A 17,970-nucleotide genomic window follows, 5' to 3' on the forward strand; every position below is an offset into this window, starting at 1 on the left:
TATTTTACAGGCGTGTTTTTACGCATCTTACCTATAAGAGAGTCGACGGTCATGGACAACACAACTTCGATGCAGGCGCAGCGCAAGCTGAGCTTCTTGCATCACATCAGGCTGGTTCCGCTGTTTTCCTCCATTCTCGGTGGCATTATTCTTCTGTTTGCCTTGAGCTCCGGTCTGGCAGGGTATTTCCTGCTGAAGGCCGATACCGACCAGCAGGACGTCACTGCTGAAATTCAGGTGCGTACCGGGCTATCCAATAGCTCCAACCATCTGCGTACCGCCCGAATCAACATGATCCACGCCGGTGCCGCGAGCCGTATCGCCGAAATGGACGCGATGAAGCAGAACATCGCCGAAGCCGAAACGCGCATCAAACAGTCTCAGGACGGATTCGCCTCCTACATGAGCCGCTCGGTGCGCACTCCTGCGGACGAAGCGCTGGACGCCGATCTGAAGGCCCGCTATGACGCCTACATCGCCGGGCTTCAGCCGATGCTGAAATATGCCAAAAACGGCATGTTCGAAGCCATTATTAACCATGAAAACGAGTCAGCGCGCCCGCTGGATGATGCCTATAACGCTGTGCTGCTCAAGGCGATCAAAATCCGCACCGATCGCGCGAACGCCCTGACTGCCCAGGCCCACACCCGTACCCAGCTTGGCCTGATGTTTATGATCGGCGCCTTTGCGCTGGCGCTGGTACTGACCGTGATTACCTTCGTGGTGCTGCGCCGCACGGTGATCCATCCGCTGCAACGCGCGGCGACCCGCATCGAGAAGATCGCGAAGGGCGACCTGACGATGGCGGACGACGCGACCGGGCGCAGCGAAATTGGCCGTCTGACGCGCGATCTGCAAACCATGCAGCACTCGCTGGTGACGACGGTCGGCACCGTGCGCCAGGGGGCGGAAGAGATCTATCGCGGCACCAGCGAGATCTCGGCGGGCAATACCGACCTGTCATCCCGTACCGAACAGCAGGCGGCGGCCATTGAGCAGACGGCGGCCAGCATGGAGCAGCTGACGGCAACCGTGAAGCAGAACGCCGACAACGCCCATCACGCCAGCAAGCTGGCGGAAGATGCCTCCGGCAAGGCCAGCCGCGGCGGCCAGATGGTCTCCGGCGTGGTGAAAACCATGGGCAATATCTCGACAAGCTCGAAGAAAATTTCGGAAATTACCGCCGTCATTAACAGCATCGCGTTCCAGACCAACATTCTGGCGCTGAACGCCGCCGTTGAAGCCGCCCGTGCGGGCGAGCAGGGGCGCGGTTTTGCGGTCGTGGCAAGCGAAGTGCGCACGCTGGCAAGCCGAAGCGCGAACGCCGCGAAAGAGATCGAAAGCCTGATTAACGAATCGGTGACGCTGATTGACCAGGGCTCTGGCGAGGTGGTTGCGGCGGGCAACACCATGAATGAGATTGTCGAGGCGGTGAAGCGCGTCACCGATATCATGCTGGAGATCGCGGCGGCGTCTGACGAGCAGAGCCGTGGCATTGTGCAGGTGAGCCAGGCGATTTCGGAGATGGACAAAGTGACCCAGCAGAACGCCTCGCTGGTGGAAGAAGCCTCAGCGGCGGCGGCATCCCTTGAAGAGCAGGGCGCGCGTCTGACCGAGGCGGTAGGGGCGTTTCGCCTGAACGGGACGACGACAGGCCGTCCGGTGGCGTCAGCACCTGCGGCGAGCGCGCCGTTACGTCCGGCGGTAGCGGTGTCCGGGGATAACTGGGAAACGTTCTGAGTGGCGGGTTGTGTCGGGTGGCGCTTCGCTTACCCGACCTACAGATGAGGCGTGTAGGCCCGCGTAAGCGAAGCGCCACCGGGCAAAAAAAAGGACCCTTTCGGGTCCCTTTTTCAATGGTTACTTCTTATCCGGCAACGCATAGGCAATCACGTAATCACCGCGATCCGGCGACTGGCGTGCGCCACCCGCGTTAATGATGATGTACTGCTTGCCGGTCTTCGGCGACACGTAGGTCATCGGGCCGGACTGGCTGCCCACCGGCAGACGGTCTTTCCAGATCTCTTTCCCTGTGGCGGTATCAAACGCGCGCAGGTAGAAGTCCTGAGTGCCCGCAAAGAACAGCAGGCCAGACTGGGTAGAGAGCGAAGCGCCCAGCGTTGGCATTCCGATTGGGATCGGCATATGCATACGAATACCGAGCGGGCCGGTATCTTCCACGGTGCCGACCGGAACCTGCCACACCAGCTTGCCGGTTTTCAGATCCACGGCGGACATGGTGCCAAACGGCGGTTTCTGGCACGGAATGCCCAGCGGAGAGAGGAAACGCTCGCGCATCGCGCCGTAAGGCGTGCCGTCCATTGGGACGATACCCATCTCGATGCCGCTGGCGTTTTTCGCCACGTTTGCGCGCGGAACCATGTAGTTTGCCAGCCCCAGACGCATATCGTTGACGAACATCAGGCTGTTGTTCGGGTCAACCGACACGCTGCCCCAGTTCATGCCGCCGAGGGAGCCAGGGAATTGCAGGGAACGATCCAGACCCGGCGGGGTGAAGACGCCCTGATGGCGCATCTCTTTAAACTGGATGCGGCACAGCAGCATATCGACCGGAGTTGCGCCCCACATGTCGGATTCCGTCAGGGTCTGGTTGCCAATCATCGGCATTCCCACGGAGTACGGCTGGGTTGGCGAGTAGCGCTCGCCCTGCACGTTTCCGGCCGGAACCGGGCGTTCTTCAACCTTCGCGACCGGTTTACCCGTTTCGCGGTTCAGCATGAAGATCATCCCCTGCTTGCTGGTCTGGACCAGAACAGGCGTCGAACCGCCTTTACCGTCCGGCAGATCGTAGAGCAGCGGCTGGGATGGCAGGTCAAAGTCCCACAGATCGTGGTGGGTGGTCTGGAAGTGCCAGCGCACCTGACCGGTGGCGGCATCGACCGCGACGATAGACGAGCTGTATTTGTCGTCCAGCGCGGTGCGCTCGCCCGCGAAGAAATCTGGCGTGGCGTTACCGGTTGGCAGATAAATCAGGTTCAGCTTAGCGTCGTAGGACATCGCCGACCAGACGTTCGGCGTGCCGCGCGTGTAGGTCTGGCCTTCCGGCGGCAGGCCGGTCAGGTTCGGATTACCCGGATCCCACGCCCAGGCCAGTTTCCCGGTGTGAACGTCATACGCGCGTACCACGCCCGGCGGTTCGCCCGTGGAGAAGTTGTCCGCCACGCGTCCACCGACGACCACCACATTTCCCGCCACCAGCGGCGTAGAGGTCTGCTGGTAATAGCCCGGCTTGATTTCGCCCATGCCTACGCTCAGATCGACAGTCCCGCGATCGCCAAAGTCTTCGCAGACCTTGCCGTTATCCGCGTTGATGGCAATCAGACGCGCGTCGGTGGTTGGCAGGAACAGACGGCGGGAGCAGGCCGCAGGCTGGGTTTTTTGCTGTGACGTTGTCACGTTCGCGTGGTCTTCAAAATAGCCCAGACCCCGGCAGCGCTGCCAGTTTGGCGCGGTCGCTTTGGAATCGTAGCGCCATTTCTCTTTCCCGGAATCCACGTCCAGCGCCAGCACTTTGCTGTACGGCGTACAGACATACAGCGTGTCGCCAATCTGTAACGGGGTGTTCTGATCTTCCGCGCCGGAGCCGTTGCTCTGCGGGATATCACCCGTATGTGCCACCCAGGCCACCTTCAGATCGCCGACGTTCTGCTTGTTAATCTGATCGAGCGCGGCGAAGCGGTCGCCGTGCGTGGTATTACCCCAGTGTTCCCAGTTTTTCTGCTGCTCGCCCGGTGCGACGGGTTTAACCGGAACCGGCTCATTGGCCGCGACCAGCGTTTGCGGCTTAAACATCCAGCCGAAGCTTACCAGCATCAATACCGCCAGCACGGCCGCGATGCCAAAGGCAGGGGCCTTATTAACGGGGGCTCCGGCGTTTGCCGCGCGCAGGAAGGGCCATACTAGGGCACACAGGAAGGCCAGCACCGCGAAGGTGAACAGGCGTGAGAAGAGCGGCCAGAAGTCCCAGCCCGCATCGCTGACCGCCCAGAAGAGAGAGGCGATAAACGCGATAGCGTAGAGCACAATCCCGCTGGTACGGTTGGTGAAAATGAGGATGGCGGCCACCACCATCGCCACGCCCATGATCAGGAAGTACCAGGTTCCACCGACGGTGGCGAGCTTAAAGCCCAACCCGCCAACGGCCAGCCCGATGATTGCCATCAGTCCGGCCAGGAGCCACTGCAAAATACGAGGTATTCCGCGCGGCGCGCTGCCAAAAGCCATTTCTGTCTCCTTAATTCCTCGTCTTTCAGGTCTGTGCTGTGCGGCATCTGTACCAAATGGGTCAGTAAAGACGAGGATAATGATGATATACAGGGTAAAAATCGATTTAATAGCGTTGGAATCCACCTGAGGAATGATGTAATGAACCATTTGGTGAATTCGTCGCTATGATAAATCTGTTAAATTGTTTTGCGCAATTGTTAATGAATGATTTCGCATTATTTGATTAAGGGCGATAGAAAACCCGCCAGCGGGCGGGTTGTCGGAAGAAAGGATGCGCTGAGATCAGCCTGGCATTGATTTGCGGATAGCGCTTAGCAGGGTCTGCGCGCCGGTCGAAAGCGGCGTATCGACGCGGGTCAGAATGCCGATCGGTTCCCCGGCGCCCGGCGAGGTCACCGGAAGTGAGGTGAGATTCCCGTGGCGCAAATCATCTTTTACCGCGCCCGACGGGACAAACCAGACGTAGTCAAAATCCACCGTCAGCTGGCGGGAAAGGGAGGCCGACAGCGTTTCAATGCACCCGGAGGGTAGCGTACAGCCCTGGAGTTGCAGCAGGGCTTCGGCATTCTGGCGCGGCACCGTACCTTTTGGTGACACGACCACCGGCCACTCCATCACCCGGCTTAAGGTGACGGTATCCTGCAACAGCGGATGTCCGGGGCGAACCACCAGTTTGAGCGATTCCAGGAACAGAAGTTCATAGTTAAGCCCGGTCATCAGCTCGGGATCGGACATTCTGCCAATTCCCAAATCAAGCTCGCCGGATTTCAGCCCCGCCAGCAGCATGGTGTTATTCATGGTCGCCACCTGAATGGTGGTGTGCTTTTGGTGGCGGTGAAACTGGCCGATAACCGCAGGGAGAATGCCGAGCGCCGCGGTGGGCAGGGCGCCGACGCGTACGATCTCGGTGGCGTGTTCTTCTTTGCGGTTAAGCGCCTGGCCTGCGGTGTTCAGGGCATCCAGCACCTTCACGGCGTGGGTAAGGAACTGTTCGCCCACCAGCGTCAGCTGTGCGCCCAGGCGTCCTCGGTCGAACAGGCGGGTTCCGGTAAGTTGTTCCAGCTCGTTTAGCGTTTTAGACAGCGCGGGCTGGCTCAGATTAAGGGTTTCAGCCGCTCGCCCCAGCGTTCCCTGTTGAGCGACGGCCACAAATGTATGTAAATGGCGCAAGCGTATGCGCTGACTGAACAGACCATTTTTTTCCATAGGCGATGTTAAAAACAGAGCGGTGTGGGTGACAAGTTAAGTTGTTTAATTTTGATAACCTGATAGCAAAATATTTTTAACATTTGATCTGTTTGAGTTACAAGAATTTTTTCGAAATGCGGTCTGCGTCACTGCATCCTTGTTAAAGCATTCCTTTCTTAAAGCACAGCCTTTAACCACTCGCCCTGTCAGATCACAATTCGAAAATTCTTCCTGCCGGGGGAAAAGAGCTTCTCTACACTCCAGGTAATATTCACTGGAGGCATGACATCATGGCGAACACCATCACGGCTAATGATATTAGGGAACACTTTTCGCAGGCTATGTCGGCGATGTACCAGCAGGAAGTTCCGCAGTACGGCACCTTACTGGAGCTGGTCGCAGACGTTAACCTGGCCGTTCTGGAAAATAACCCGGCGTTACATGAACAGCTGGCGAACGCCGACGAACTGGCGCGGCTGAACGTTGAGCGTCACGGCGCGATCCGCGTGGGCACAGCGCTGGAGCTGTCGACCCTGCGCCGCATGTTCGCCATCATGGGGATGTTCCCGGTCAGCTATTACGATCTCTCCCAGGCGGGCGTGCCCGTTCACTCCACGGCCTTTCGCCCGATTGACGATGCGGCGCTGTGCCGAAATCCGTTTCGTATTTTTACCTCGCTGCTGCGCCTGGAGCTGATTGAAAACGCGGCCCTGCGCGAGAAGGCGGCGGCGATCCTCGCGCGTCGTTCTATTTTTACCCCGCGCTGCCTGGAACTTATCGACCTCTACGAGCACGAGGGGCAGTTTACTGACGCTCAGGCGCGCGAGTTTGTTCAGGAAGCGCTCGAAACCTTCCGCTGGCATCGCCATGCCACGGTCGATCGGGAAACCTATCTGGCGCTGGCAGACGAGCACCGCCTGATTGCCGACGTGGTCTGCTTCCCGGGCTGTCACATTAACCACCTGACCCCGCGCACGCTGGATATCGACCGGGCGCAGGCGCTGATGCCGAAATACGGCATTGAACCGAAAATTCTGATCGAAGGGCCGCCGCGCCGCGAGGTGCCGATCCTGCTGCGCCAGACCAGCTTTAAGGCGCTGGAGGAGCCGGTGCTCTTTGCCGGGGAAAATCTCGGCACCCATACCGCCCGTTTTGGCGAGATCGAACAGCGCGGCGTGGCGCTGACGCCGAAAGGACGCGAGCTGTACGACAGGCTGCTCGGCGAGGCGGGGACGGGCAAAGACAACCTGACCCATCAGCTGCACCTGTCCGGGGTGTTCAGCGCCTTCCCGGATAGCGACATGTTCCTGCGCCGCCAGGGGCTGGGCTATTTCCGTTACCGTCTGACGCCGGCGGGTGAAGCACATCGTCAGGCATTTCGCCCGGGCGACGATCCGCAGCCGCTGATAGAACGCGGCTGGGTGGTGGCGCAGCCGATCACCTACGAAGACTTTCTACCCGTGAGCGCGGCGGGAATTTTCCAGTCCAATCTCGGTAACGAAACGCAGGCGCGCACCCACGGCAACGCCAGCCGCGACGCCTTTGAAGCCGCGCTCGGCTGCACGGTGTATGACGAGTTCGCGCTGTACGAGGAGGCGGAAATGCGCAGCAAACAGCGTTGCGGTTTGCTCTGAAAGCGGTACTCTGCGGGGGTGTGATGGAAAAGGAAGGCTGTAATGCAAAATCCCACCGCCCCTGTGGTAGAAACGCGCCAGGGCAAACTGATCGGTTTTACGCAAGATAACGTCGACGCCTGGTGCGGCATTCCCTATGCCGCGCCGCCCGTCGGGCAGTGGCGCTGGCGCTCTCCGCGCCCGCCGGAACCCTGGGAAGGGCTGCGCCCGGCGACCGCCTGTTCCGCCTCAAGCTGGCAAAGCAGCGAATATTGTCAGGAGCTGGGCGGCGGCGATCCCGGCCAGTTCTCCGAAGATTGTCTCTATCTCAACGTCTGGTCCCCTAGTACGCGCACGGCTCCGCTGCCGGTAATGGTCTGGCTGCACGGCGGAGGATTCACTATCGGCGCAGGCGGGCTGCCGCCCTACAACGGCGCGCCGCTGGCCCGGCGGGATGTGGTGGTGGTTACCCTCAACTACCGCCTGGGCCATCTCGGCTTTTTCGCCCATCCGGCCCTTGAAGGGGAAGAGGATCGGGTGGTGCATAACTTTGCGCTGCTGGATCAGATTGCCGCGCTGCGCTGGGTTCAGGAGAACATCGCGGCATTCGGCGGCGATCCGGATAACATCACCCTGTTTGGCGAATCCGCCGGGGCGCGCAGCGTTCTCTCACTGCTGGCTTCGCCTCTGGCGGGCGGGCTATTCCATAAGGCCATCGTCCAGAGCGGCTATACCTTGCCGGATACCCCGCGCGAACAGGCGCTAAAAAAGGGCGAGGCGCTGGCGAGCCACTTTGGGCTTAAGCACGCCACCGCTGAACAGCTTCGCGCCATCCCGCCGGAGTCCTTCTGGCCGCTGGAGGCGCCGCTGAATATTGCCCCCGCGCCGATTGTGGGCGACTGCGTGCTGCCCGAGGCCATGCTCGACGTCTTCTTTGCCGCCCGCCAGCATCCCGTGCCGATCATGATTGGCTCGAACAGCGATGAGGCGAGCGTGATGGCGGTGTTTGGTATCGATCTGGCCGGGCAAATTCAGAAGCTGCGCCGCGAACGCCGCTTCGGCCTGGGGCTGATCAAGCTGCTCTATCCCGGCGTGAAAGGGGACGAGGAGCTGGGCAGACAGGTGTGCCGCGATATGGCGTTCACCACCATGGGGTTTGTGGTAATGCAGGCGCAGCAGAGAGCGGGTGCGCCGTGCTGGCGCTACTGGTTCGACTACGTTGCCGAGGCGGAACATGCCACCTATGTTAACGGAGCGTGGCACGGCAACGAGGTGCCTTACGTGTTTGATACGCTGGGGCAGGTGGAGCCTTCACGCCAGTACGTCAACGAACGCGACCTGGCCTTTGCCGCGCAGGTGGCGGATTACTGGGTAAATTTCGCGCGTCACGCCAGCAGCGACCGCGACGTGCTTAAGGGGCCGACAAAGTGGCCCGCCTGCCGCAAGGGGCGGGACGTGTTGTTACGTCTGGGAGTGAATAAACATGCAGGTTTCCGGCTCGAAAACCGCTTTATGCGCGCCCGGATGAGCCTGTTTAAACGGGTGATGAAGCACCACGTCAGTCTCGACTGAGCAGACAGGCGCGAAACGCCGCCAGCCCGCTGTCCTGAGGGTGCGATTCGCGCATCACCAGGCGGTAGCTGGCCCCGGTCTTAATGCTGGCGTCATAAGGGCGCATCAGCCTTCCGGTACGAATATCTTCTTCTACCAGCGTTTCGTCCGCGATGGCGATCCCCAGCCCCTGAATGGCGGCGGTGATCGCCAGATCCATCGTATCGAAGTGTTGATTTTTGAGCATGGCTTCGGGCGACAGCGGTTTTTGGGTCAGCCACAGGGACCAGTCGGTTTTGTCGCGCGTCGGGTGCAGGAAGGTCAACGACTCCGGCACACAGCCCGCACGTAGCGGGCTCACTACGGGGGTTAGCGCCTCTTCGAACAGCAGATCACCGGCGCTCATATGGGTGCCAAAGACGATGGCCGCGTCGTAGGATTCGGTTTTGAAATTGACGTTGTGATCGGTGGTGGTGGTCAGCGCGATTTGCAGATCGGGCAGCTGTCGCTCAATCTCCAGCAGGCGCGGGATCAGCCAGCGCATCGCGCAGGTGGGCGCTTTCAGACGCACCACCGTTTGCTGGGCGCGGCCCTGTTCGGCCACCGTCAGCAGATGTTCAAAGGCGGATTGCAGCTCGGGAAGCAGGGCGCTGCCCTGAGGCGAAAGCCGCAGCCCGCGCGCGTGTCGCTCAAAAAGCGGGAAGCCGAACCAGTTTTCCAGCGCGGCGATCTTGCGGCTCACCGCGCCCTGAGTAAGACACAGCTCTTTCGCCGCATGGGTCAGATTCAGGTGACGGGCGGTTATCAAAAAAGCGTCAACGGCATTGAGCGGAAAGGAACGGCGCGACATCGAAACACCTCAGGTATGCGTTTTTCTCATGGCTATTATGACAACAATTCGTTTGTCGCCACAATCGACTTATTGTTTGAATAGTTATGCATTCTTCATGAGAAGGGAAAAACGATGACCTTGAGAACTCCGGTTCACACCCGTTCAAAACTGCCTGACGTGGGTACGACCATTTTTACCGTTATTGGCCAGCTTTCAGCCCAGCATAACGCCATCAACCTTTCTCAGGGCGCGCCGAACTTTTCCTGCGATCCCGCGCTTGTGGCGGGCGTGACCCGCGCAATGGAGGCCGGGCATAACCAGTATGCCTCAATGACCGGGTTGCAGACCCTGAAAGAGCGCATTGCCGAGAAAATCGCGACCCTTTACGGCACCCATTACGATCCCGGTAGCGAAGTGCTGGTGACCGCCAGCGCCAGCGAAGGGCTGTACACCGCCATCAGCGGGCTGGTGCATCCGGGTGATGAAGTGATCTACTTTGAACCCTCGTTTGATAGCTACGCGCCCATCGTGCGCTTGCAGGGCGCCACGCCGATCGCCATCAAGCTGACGGTGCCGGATTTTGCGGTGAACTGGGAAGAAGTGCGCGCCGCCATCACGCCGAAAACGAGGATGATCATCGTCAATACGCCGCATAACCCCAGTGGGCAGGTCTTCTCCGCAGACGATTTACAGCAGCTCGCGGCGCTGACCCGCAATACCGATATCATTATTTTGTCTGACGAAGTGTACGAACACGTCGTTTTTGACGGTCAGCCGCATCACGGAATGGCGACGCATCCGCAGCTGGCGGAGCGTAGCGTCATTATTTCATCCTTCGGAAAAACCTATCACGTCACCGGCTGGCGCGTAGGCTACTGTGTTGCTCCGGCAATGCTGATGGATGAGATCTGCAAAGTGCATCAGTTTTTAATGTTTTCTGCCGATACCCCTATGCAGCACGCGTTTGCAGAGCACATGACCGATCCGCAAACCTGGCTTTCGCTGGCGGCATTTTATCAGCGCAAGCGCGACCTGCTGCAAACGCTGCTGGCAGAGTCGCCGTTCCGCCTGTTGCCGAGCGCCGGTTCGTTCTTCCTGCTCGCCGATTACAGCCATTTCAGTGACGAAAGCGACAGTGAGATGGTGAAACGGTTGATTACCGAGTGCGGCGTTGCCACCATTCCGCTGTCGGCCTTTTACGCCGACGGCACGGATAATAAATTGATTCGCCTCTCTTTTGCGAAAGATGAAGCGACGTTACGGGCAGGTGCTCAGGCCCTCTGCCAGGTTAAGCCACGCTAAGGAGCAAAACATGAAATTACGCGCGTTAATTGTCGGCCTGGGATTGCTGTCTACGTTTTCCTCTTTTGCGGCCACGGAACTGCGTTACGGCGTTGAAGCCGAATATCCACCGTTTGAAAGCCGCAATGCCTCGGGCGAGCTGGAAGGGTTCGACATTGAGCTGGGCAATGCGATTTGCAAAGCCGCCGAGCTGAAATGCAGCTGGGTTGAAACCTCGTTTGATGCACTCATCCCGGGGCTGGTGGCGAAGAAGTTTGATGCGATCAACTCGGCGATGAACATCACTGAACAGCGCAGCAAGAGCATCGACTTTACCCAGCCGATCTACCGCATTCCGTCGCAGCTGGTGGGAAAAGCGGGCAGTGCGGTCGAGGCCACGCCTGAAGGACTGAAGGGGAAAACCATCGGCGTGTTGCAGGGCTCTATTCAGGAAACCTACGCCAAAGAGCACTGGGAAAAGCACGGTGTCACCGTGGTGTCGTATAAAGATCAGAATATGGCGTGGGGTGACCTGCTGAATGGCCGTATCGACGCCTCGCTGGTGATGTCCGCGGCCGGGCAGGCAGGGTTCCTCAGCAAGCCGCAGGGGAAAGGGTTTGGCTTTATTGGCAAACCGGTGTCTGACGACACGATCCTCGGCAGCGGTATCGGTTTTGGGCTGCGCAAAGGGGATGAGGCCACCAAAAAGCAGCTTGATGCCGCTATTGATAAAGTACGTGCCGACGGCACGATCGCTAAACTCGCTGATAAGTACTTCCCGGGTATCGATGTCAGCGTAAAATAACCGCCTTGTTAGCCCCGGTGATTGATGTGCTGGGGCTCTTTTATACCTATCTTTACACCATTTTCAGTCCGTTCCGGTCGACAGAAAATATTTCTCGGTTTGTTCAGATTATCACCCGCCAACAATTGGATTCTTAACCGTTTTTGTTTAGGCTGTGCGTTCTTTCTTGCCGTCATTTCGCTGCGCGCGAAACTCATTCACACGACCATAAGGACGTTTTTCCAGGCATGAATCGCAGACGTTTTCTAAAAGGCTCGCTGGCAATGGCAGCCCTGAGCGGCACTTCTGGCCTTGCTTCCCTGTTTTCCCAGGCAGCATTCGCTGCTGATTCCGATATCGCTGACGGTCAGAGCCGTCGTTTTGACTTCAGCGTACTGCAATCGATGGCCCATGACCTGGCGAAAACCCCGTGGGGCGGCGCGCCGCGTCCTCTGCCGGACACGCTGGCGACCATGACGCCGCAGGCCTACAACGCCATTCGCTACGATGAAAAACAGTCCCTGTGGAACAACGTTGAAGACCGTCAGCTGGACGTGCAGTTCTTCCATATGGGGATGGGGTTCCGCCGCCGCGTGCGCATGTTCTCGCTGGATTCGGCCACCTCCCAGGCGCGTGAAATTCACTTCCGCCCGGAGCTGTTCAGCTATGGCGAAACTAACGTCGATACTAAACAGCTGGAAGGGCAAAGCGATCTTGGGTTTGCGGGCTTCCGCGTTTTCAAAGCCCCAGAGCTGGCGCGTCGCGATATTGTCTCTTTCCTCGGCGCGAGCTATTTCCGCGCGGTGGACGACACCTATCAGTACGGCCTGTCCGCTCGCGGTCTGGCGGTAGATACCTTCACCGACACGCCGGAAGAGTTCCCGGACTTCACCGCGTTCTGGTTTGAGACCGTCAGGCCGGGCGATACCACCTTTACTGTCTACACGCTGCTGGACAGCCCGAGCATTACGGGCGCCTACAAGTTTGTGATCCACTGCGAGAAGAGCCAGGTGATCATGGAGGTGGAAAACCATCTTTACGCGCGTAAGAACATCAAACAGCTGGGCATTTCGCCGATGACCAGTATGTTCAGCTGCGGCAACAACGAACGCCGCATGTGCGACACCATCCACCCGCAGATCCACGACTCCGACCGTCTGGCCATGTGGCGCGGCAACGGGGAGTGGATCTGCCGTCCGCTGAACAACCCGCAGAAGTTGCAGTTCAACGCGTATCAGGACAAAAACCCGAAAGGCTTTGGGCTGTTGCAGCTTGACCGCGACTTCTCGCACTATCAGGACATTATGGGCTGGTACAACAAACGCCCGAGCCTGTGGGTCGAGCCGCGCAATAACTGGGGCAAAGGGGCAGTCAGCCTGATGGAGATCCCGACCACGGGTGAAACCCTGGATAACGTGGTCTGCTTCTGGCAGCCCGAAAAGCCGGTTGAAGCGGGCGACGAGCTGGAGTTCAAATACCGCCTCTACTGGAGCGCGCAGCCGCCGGTGCGTTCACCGCTGGCCAACGTCTACGCGACCCGCACCGGCATGGGCGGCTTCCCGGAAGGCTGGGCGCCGGGAGAAAACTATCCGAAAGTCTGGGCGCGTCGTTTTGCCATTGATTTTGTGGGCGGCGATCTGAAAGCGGCGGCACCGAAGGGCATTGAGCCGGTGATCACCCTGTCCAGCGGGGAGGCGAAGCAGGTTGAGATCCTCTACGTCGAGCCGTTTGACGGTTACCGCATCCAGTTTGACTGGTATCCGACCTCGGACTCCACGGAGCCGGTGGACATGCGTATGTTCCTGCGCTGTCAGGGGGATGCCATCAGCGAAACCTGGCTGTATCAGTATTTCCCGCCAGCGCCGGATAAACGTAACTACGTTGACGACCGCATAATGCGCTAACGATCGAGACCCTCTCCCTTAGGGAGAGGGTTAGGGTGAAAGGCAATGACCGCAGCAAAATCCGAAATAATCCCGGTATCTGACGCTATCGAACTACGCGCCGTGGATGAGCGCTATACCGCCGACCTGCATAATCTGGTCATTAAAAACAAAGCCTGGCTGCAAACCGCGTTCGACTGGATCCAGCACGTTGGTACAGAGGACGACACCCGGCGCAATATTCAGAGCAACCAGATGCTGCACCAGCGCGGTTACTCGAAAATGTTTCTGATATTTCAGGATGAAAGCCTGGTCGGCGTGCTGTCCTTTAACGCCATCGAACCCGCGAATAAAACGGGCTACATCGGCTACTGGCTGGACGAAGAACAGCAGGGCAAGGGGATTATTTCCCGGTCGCTCCAGGCCTTTATGCGCTACTACGTGGACGCCGGGATCGTTCGTCGCTTCGTGATCAAATGCCGGATGCACAACGCCAGCAGCAACCGGGTGGCGGTGCGCAACGGCTTTACGCTGGAAGGGTGCTTGCGCGAGGCGGAGTACCTTAACGGCCGTTTTGACGACGTAAATCTCTACGCCAGAATTTTCAGCCTATAGCGCGCCGAGCAGCGGGGTGCGGATCACCCGCTGATTGCCGTTAATCACCTTTTCACCGCGCAGGTGGATATTCTCGCCGTCAAAGGCCTCGATAACCGCATCGTCGGTAATTTCAATTCGATGCTCGATCAGCACATCCCCGCTGATGCGCGCGCGCCCCTGTATGACCACCCGGTCATCAACCATAATCGGCCCGCCGCGCAGCCACGCCTGGCCGCCAATCAGGACGTGATGTTTGATCACGCAGTTGCCCTCGACAACCGCATTTTCCGCCACCTGCGAGCTGTAGCGCAGGGTGGGGATGGCATCGTCCTCTTTTCCGGCAATCAGCCGGGCGCTGCCGTAGACTTTTGCGCAGTCGCACACCCAGACGTTGTTCAGGTCGTTGCCTTCCAGAATCGCGCGATCGAAGACCTCGGCGCGGTGCTCAATAAAGGCGAAATTCACCAGCGCGTCGCCGTAGATTTGCGCCTGGTGCACCACCCGCGACTGGCTTACGGTGGCGTTACCGTATATCTGCAAAATCTGTTCGCGATCCGGCGTGAGTCCCTTAGCGGCGATCACCTGAGAATTATGGAGCACGCGGGCGTTGCCGAAAATATGGCACTCACCGCGCACCGTGGAATGCTGGACTGTGACGTTGTCACTTATTCGTGCGCCGTGGCTGATGTCCGACCCGTCAATCCAGCATTCGCCGCCGATCGAGGCATGATGGCTTATCACGCAGGGCTGGGTGATCCGCGCGTTGCCCTGCACCCGGGCGAGGGCGAACGCCACGCTGTTCTCGTCGTAGATCCAACAGTTGCCTTCCTGGGAAAGGACGCTTTCGTCGTCAACCCAGCCGCCTTTAGTTCCGCTGCTGACATCGCTAAAATCCGCAGTGGCGATAATTTGCCGCAGCGCGGTAGTGTGCTTTTCTTCACCGTTTTGCCAGTGCCACAGGCGGGTTTCATCCCCGAGTCGATACTTTTTCATCACGTTTTCTCTGATAAGCGTCTTCACTAAACGTAGCAAACTTTTGGCTTTTCGAAACGCTGGCGCTCGTGGCGGAAACCTCTTAAAATGGCATTTAAAATACATTTTAAAATATCAAATAAATGCACAAACTTAACAAAAGCGAACAGGCCCTCAACTTGCCCTCTGGCTACTTCGGTATGGTGCTGGGGACTATCGGGATGGGGTTTGCCTGGCGCTACGCCAGCACGCTCTGGCCGGTGACGCGCTGGCCGGGCGATATTCTGGTCGCGCTGGCGGTCGCTATCTGGTTTTTACTTACCCTGGCCTTTATTACGCGCGCGATCCGCTTCCCGCGCAGCGTGCTGGCGGAGATGCGCCATCCGGTGATGAGCAGTTTTGTGAGCCTGTTTCCCGCCACCACCCTGCTGGTGTCGATTGGTTTTGTTCCCTGGTGTCGCCCGCTATCGCTGGTGCTGTTTGCCGCAGGCGTGGTGATGCAGCTTGGCTATGCGGCCTGGCAGAGCGCCGGGCTGTGGCGGGGTAAACACCCGCAGGAGGCGACCACGCCGGGGCTCTATCTGCCGACGGTGGCGAATAATTTCATCAGCGCGATGGCCTGCGGCGCGCTGGGGTTTACCGATGCCGGGCTGGTGTTTTTAGGGGCGGGCGTTTTCTCGTGGCTGAGTCTCGAACCGGTGATTTTGCAGCGCCTGCGCAGCGCCGGGGAGCTGCCGTCCGCGCTGCGCACCTCGCTTGGGATCCAGCTCGCCCCCGCGCTGGTGGCCTGTAGCGCCTGGTTTAGCGTCAACGGCGGCGAGGCGGACACCTTCGCCAAAATGCTCTTTGGCTACGGCCTGCTTCAGCTGCTGTTTATGCTGCGCCTGATGCCGTGGTATCTGTCGCAGCCGTTTAACGCCTCGTTCTGGAGCTTCTCGTTCGGGGTTTCCGCGCTGGCGACCACCGGCCTGCATCTGGGGCACAGCAGCCCGTCGGGCTTCTTTCACGCGATCGCCATTCCGCTGTTTATTTTTACCAATATCATCATTGCGCTGCTGCTGGTGCGAACCGCTGTCCTGCTGATGCAGGGCAAACTGCTGGTTCGCACGGATAAGGCGCTGCTTATGCTTCCTGAGGAAAAACAATGACCGTTGATGAGAACTACTTCACTGATAAATATGGCCTGACCCGCACCCACTCTGAGGTGCTGTACAGCGCCGGGATCGTTAAGCCGGGCAAAACGCTGGATCTGGGGTGCGGCAATGGCCGTAACAGCCTCTATTTAGCGGCGAACGGCTTTGACGTGACCGCGTGGGATAAAAACCCGATGAGCATCGACAATATCGAGCGCATCAAGGCGGCGGAAGGGATCGAAAACCTCCAGGCGGCAATAAAAGATCTTAACAGCCTGAGCTTTGACGGGGAGTACGATTTTATTCTCTCTACCGTGGTGCTGATGTTCCTGGAGGCGAAAACCATCCCTGGACTTATCGCCAATATGCAGCGCTGCACGAAGCCGGGCGGCTACAACCTGATTGTGGCGGCGATGGATACCCCGGATTACCCGTGTACGGTGGGCTTCCCGTTTGCCTTCAAACAGGGCGAACTGAGCCACTACTATGAAGGCTGGGAGCTGCTCAAGTACAACGAAGAGGTCGGTGAGCTGCACCGCACCGACGCCAACGGCAACCGCATTAAGCTGCGTTTCGCCACCATGCTGGCCCGTAAACCGGCCTAACGCGCCGCCAGCAGGCAGAGTTGCAGGGCGGTGTTGTAAGAGGCCTCGAACGACGACAGCGGTAAAAACTCAAACTTCGAGTGGAAGTTGTGCGCGCCGGTAAAGAAGTTCGGGGTCAGCAGCCCTTTAGCAGACAGGGCTGCACCGTCCGTACCGCCGCGCATCGGGGTCGGTTTCGGCGTGATGCCTAAGGATTCCATTGCCGTGAACATCAAATCGATGGCGCGGCGATCTTCCCCAATCGCGTTGCTGATATTGCTGTAGGTATCTTCGATGTGGAACGCAACGCTGGCCGTCGGATGCTGGTCGGCTATCTTTTTCGCCACGTCGGCGATCTGCTGCTTACGGGCGGCAAAGCTAACTTTGTCAAAGTCGCGGATATTGACCTTCAGCACGGCCTCGTTTTGCCCGGCCTGCATGCCGTTAAACCAGACATACCCCTCGCGGCCTTCGGTGCATTCCGGCGTTTGCTGGCGATCGAAATGGCCTATAAAGTCGGTTGCCATCAGCAGCGGATTCACCAGTACCCCTTTGGCCGACATCGGGTGTGCGGTCACCCCGGTAAAGCGGATTTCCGCCGCCGCCGCGTTAAAGTTCTCGTAGACGATTTCGCCCAGCTCGCAGCAGTCGATGGTCCAGGCAAAGTCGACGTCGAAGCGCTTAAGATCCAGCGCTTTTGCCCCGTTCAGGCCGATCTCTTCATCAGGCACAAAGGCCACCACAATGTCCCCGTGCTGGTGCGCTGCGGTGAGGTTTTCCAGCACCGTCATGACCACGGTCACCGCCGCTTTATTATCTGCGCCTAATACGCTGGTTCCGTCGCTGAAAATAATCTCTTCATTGGGATAAGCCAAAATTTCCGGGTGCTCTTTTACGCGTAACCAGACGTCCTGTTCTTTATTAAGACAGAGGTCTTCTCCGGCAAACGTTAATATTTGTGGATGAATATCCGGTGATAAACCCACGTCGACGGTATCAATATGGGTAATAAATCCAATCCTCGGCGCGCCCGGCACATTCCCTTTTTTTACCGCCGTCACCGTCGCAAATTCATCAATCACGATATCGTCTAAACCCAGCTGCGACAGCTCCTGTGCCAGCTCTCGCGCCATGTCGTGCTGGCCCGGCGTAGAGGGCAGGGTTTTCACTTTAGGATCGCTCTGGCTGGTGATGGCGAGGTAGCGGAAAAAGCGTTGGGTTAATTGTCTGGAAAGATCTGAAGCCATAGTGATTCCTTCTTTATTCGTTTTATCAGGTGTTTGCGATATCACTTTAATGTTATT

Annotated in this window: 14 protein-coding genes; 9 read left to right on the top strand and 5 right to left on the bottom strand. The window is 58.6% G+C overall.

The features are described 5' to 3' along the window. Nucleotides 1-51 precede the first annotated feature (51 nt). Complete coding sequence (locus ACSVHP_RS01760; RefSeq protein ID WP_447550769.1) at nucleotides 52-1,740, top strand: methyl-accepting chemotaxis protein; 1,689 nt, start codon at nucleotides 52-54, stop codon at nucleotides 1,738-1,740. A 120-nt stretch (nucleotides 1,741-1,860) separates the two neighbouring features. Here the strand turns inward: ACSVHP_RS01760 and ACSVHP_RS01765 are convergent, their stop codons facing one another. Both ACSVHP_RS01765 and ACSVHP_RS01770 read right to left on the bottom strand, forming a co-directional pair. Further along, a complete protein-coding gene (locus ACSVHP_RS01765; RefSeq protein ID WP_447550770.1) occupies nucleotides 1,861-4,245 on the bottom strand; it encodes a glucose/quinate/shikimate family membrane-bound PQQ-dependent dehydrogenase in 2,385 nt (794 codons plus the stop codon). A 285-nt stretch (nucleotides 4,246-4,530) separates the two neighbouring features. Further along, nucleotides 4,531-5,454: a LysR substrate-binding domain-containing protein gene (locus tag ACSVHP_RS01770; protein WP_447550771.1), complete on the bottom strand. Its 924-nt coding sequence runs from the start codon at nucleotides 5,452-5,454 to the stop codon at nucleotides 4,531-4,533. Nucleotides 5,455-5,726: 272 nt separating this feature from the next. Here ACSVHP_RS01770 and hglS point away from each other — a divergent pair, with 272 nt between their 5' ends. Together hglS and ACSVHP_RS01780 are read left to right on the top strand one after the other, a co-directional pair. Beyond that, nucleotides 5,727-7,070, top strand: coding sequence for a 2-oxoadipate dioxygenase/decarboxylase HglS (gene hglS, locus ACSVHP_RS01775; RefSeq protein WP_447550772.1), 1,344 nt, complete (start codon nucleotides 5,727-5,729; stop codon nucleotides 7,068-7,070). A gap of 42 nt (nucleotides 7,071-7,112) precedes the next feature. After that, nucleotides 7,113-8,621, top strand: a complete 1,509-nt coding sequence (locus ACSVHP_RS01780; RefSeq protein WP_447550773.1) for a carboxylesterase/lipase family protein — start codon at nucleotides 7,113-7,115, stop codon at nucleotides 8,619-8,621. On the opposite strand, the gene ACSVHP_RS01785 is transcribed toward ACSVHP_RS01780, so the two are convergent. Beyond that, complete coding sequence (locus ACSVHP_RS01785; RefSeq protein WP_447550774.1) at nucleotides 8,608-9,450, bottom strand: LysR family transcriptional regulator; 843 nt, start codon at nucleotides 9,448-9,450, stop codon at nucleotides 8,608-8,610. The genes ACSVHP_RS01780 and ACSVHP_RS01785 overlap by 14 nt on opposite strands. A gap of 114 nt (nucleotides 9,451-9,564) precedes the next feature. Between ACSVHP_RS01785 and ACSVHP_RS01790 the strand changes: the two genes are divergently transcribed. The 4 genes from ACSVHP_RS01790 to rimL all read left to right on the top strand — a co-directional run bounded on the left by ACSVHP_RS01790 (nucleotide 9,565) and on the right by rimL (nucleotide 13,995). Next, entirely contained in the window at nucleotides 9,565-10,734 is a 1,170-nt protein-coding gene (locus ACSVHP_RS01790) for a methionine aminotransferase (protein ID WP_447550775.1), read from the top strand. 10 nt (nucleotides 10,735-10,744) lie between these two features. Further along, complete coding sequence (locus ACSVHP_RS01795) at nucleotides 10,745-11,518, top strand: ABC transporter substrate-binding protein (protein WP_447550776.1); 774 nt, start codon at nucleotides 10,745-10,747, stop codon at nucleotides 11,516-11,518. A gap of 227 nt (nucleotides 11,519-11,745) precedes the next feature. After that, a complete protein-coding gene (locus ACSVHP_RS01800; RefSeq protein WP_447550777.1) occupies nucleotides 11,746-13,401 on the top strand; it encodes a glucan biosynthesis protein in 1,656 nt (551 codons plus the stop codon). Nucleotides 13,402-13,446: 45 nt separating this feature from the next. Further along, complete coding sequence (rimL, locus tag ACSVHP_RS01805; RefSeq protein ID WP_447550778.1) at nucleotides 13,447-13,995, top strand: 50S ribosomal protein L7/L12-serine acetyltransferase; 549 nt, start codon at nucleotides 13,447-13,449, stop codon at nucleotides 13,993-13,995. Here rimL and ydcK read toward each other — a convergent pair. Further along, on the bottom strand, nucleotides 13,990-14,970 hold the full coding sequence (ydcK, locus tag ACSVHP_RS01810) for a YdcK family protein (RefSeq protein ID WP_447550779.1): 981 nt from the start codon (nucleotides 14,968-14,970) through the stop codon (nucleotides 13,990-13,992). The two genes, rimL and ydcK, sit on opposite strands and share 6 nt — an antisense overlap. A 122-nt stretch (nucleotides 14,971-15,092) precedes the next feature. Between ydcK and tehA the strand changes: the two genes are divergently transcribed. Both tehA and tehB read left to right on the top strand, forming a co-directional pair. Next, nucleotides 15,093-16,097: a dicarboxylate transporter/tellurite-resistance protein TehA gene (tehA, locus tag ACSVHP_RS01815; protein ID WP_447550780.1), complete on the top strand. Its 1,005-nt coding sequence runs from the start codon at nucleotides 15,093-15,095 to the stop codon at nucleotides 16,095-16,097. After that, nucleotides 16,094-16,687: a tellurite resistance methyltransferase TehB gene (gene tehB, locus ACSVHP_RS01820; protein WP_447550781.1), complete on the top strand. Its 594-nt coding sequence runs from the start codon at nucleotides 16,094-16,096 to the stop codon at nucleotides 16,685-16,687. Before tehA ends, tehB begins: the two co-directional genes overlap by 4 nt. Here the strand turns inward: tehB and pepT are convergent. Beyond that, nucleotides 16,684-17,913, bottom strand: coding sequence for a peptidase T (pepT, locus tag ACSVHP_RS01825; protein WP_447550782.1), 1,230 nt, complete (start codon nucleotides 17,911-17,913; stop codon nucleotides 16,684-16,686). The genes tehB and pepT overlap by 4 nt on opposite strands. Between the last annotated feature and the right edge of the window lie 57 nt (nucleotides 17,914-17,970).

The organism is Enterobacter sp. 186315 (genome assembly GCF_053290175.1).